Source organism: Mangrovibacterium sp., assembly GCF_059905295.1.
The window spans coordinates 1-1,769 of sequence record NZ_JBZQJF010000173.1; the positions used below are offsets into that span (position 1 = coordinate 1).

General features: G+C 47.2%; 2 protein-coding genes. Both read left to right on the forward strand.

What is annotated here, in order from left to right; genetic code table 11:
- Positions 1-90 precede the first annotated feature (90 nt).
- Entirely contained in the window at positions 91-1,401 is a 1,311-nt protein-coding gene (locus AC37HE_RS09220; RefSeq protein ID WP_500782541.1) for a nucleotide sugar dehydrogenase, read from the forward strand.
- Positions 1,402-1,548: 147 nt separating this feature from the next.
- Positions 1,549-1,769: Rossmann-fold NAD(P)-binding domain-containing protein (locus AC37HE_RS09225; protein ID WP_500782542.1), on the forward strand; the 221-nt coding region annotated here is incomplete at its 3' end.

Consider the following 1,769-nt stretch of genomic DNA (forward strand, 5'->3'; position numbering starts at 1 on the left):
CAAATCGCAGACGACCAGCTTCAACCGGTTAGCCAAGTATAAAAAGAATATGAACAGGTCTGCCAGTGAGCAGTACAAGCATCAAATAAAATGAATATAAAAGACCAGATCCTTCAAAAGATAGCTCGCTCGGAAGAGTGCGTTGGCGTTATTGGCCTGGGCTATGTCGGCCTTCCACTGGCTGTTAGCTTTGCTTTAGCCGGCGTTTCGGTTATAGGTTTCGAGAAATCAGCCGACAAGGCCAAGCGGGTAAACGAGGGAGACAACTACATTAGCGATGTTAAGGACAGCGACCTTCAAAGCGTTGTTAGCAACCGGAAGCTAAGCGCAACTACCGACTTTAGCCGATTGGCGGACTGCGACGCGATCCTGATCTGTGTTCCAACACCACTGGACATCTTCAAGAAACCGGATATGAGCTACATTCAGGATGCATGCGAGACCATTGCTGCAAATCTGAAACCCGGCACTTTTGTTTGCCTCGAGAGTACCACTTACCCGACAACCACCGAAGATTTCATTCTCCCCATACTGGAAGAACAATCGGGACTGAAGCATGGTGCTGACTTTTGGCTGGCATTTTCACCCGAGCGTGTCGACCCGGGAAACAAGTTATATGTAACCCGTAACACACCGAAAGTTTTGGGAGCCTTAACGAACGACGGACTGGAAATAGGCCAGGCAATTTACCGCAAGGCGATTGACGAAATACACACTGTGAGCTCTCCGCGGGTAGCCGAAATGGTCAAGATTCTGGAAAACACGTATCGGCTGGTCAACATCAGCCTGATCAACGAGCTGACCCTGCTGTGCGGGAAAATGGACATCAATATATGGGAGGTGATCGATGCAGCCAAAACCAAGCCTTACGGATTCCAGGCTTTTTACCCGGGACCAGGCATCGGCGGACATTGCATTCCACTCGATCCTTTCTACCTGGAACATATTGCTAAGAAATTCGGTTTCGACCTGAGCATGATCAATACTGCCGGGCACATCAATAATATGATGGCTCACCGCATGACCATCAAGATTACCTCGGCACTGAACCGGCATAAGAAAGCCATCAACGGCAGCAAGATCTGCTTCCTGGGTGTGGCATATAAACCCAATATCGACGACTCACGCGAGTCGCCGGCCCTCAAGATTATTGACGAGGTACACAAAAAAGGCGGCGAGATTTATTATCACGATCCTTTCATACCGGAAATCAAAACAGAAGAAGGACAGCAATATAATTCATCGGAGTTAAGTCCGGAGCTGCTCGAACAAATGGACTGTGTGGTTATCTCGACCAACCACGACGCTTTCGAGCCTGATTTCATTCTGAAACATGCCCCGCTAATTGTCGATTTAAGAAACGCCATACAAGAACCTTCAGAAAAAGTATACAAACTTTAAATTACAAATTAGGGTTGAGATTGCGTCCTCTCCGGCAGCTGCCGGATCGCAATGACGTCATCGCGAAGAGGAGGTACGACGATGAAGCGATCTTTTACATGACCGTTTAGACTTAACCCGACACAGACAAAGTCATAAAACACACGAATGAAAAATTTTGCATTAATCGGTGCTGCAGGCTTCATTGCCGAGCGCCACATGCGGGCAATCAAAGAAACCAACAATCAAATTATCGCGGCAACCGACCAGTTTGATGTGATGGGCCGCATGGATAGTTTTTTCCCGGATGCTGAGTTCTTTTTAGATTTTAAAGCATTCGAAACTTACATATCGAATCATCAAATTGACTATACCAGTGTTTGTTCACC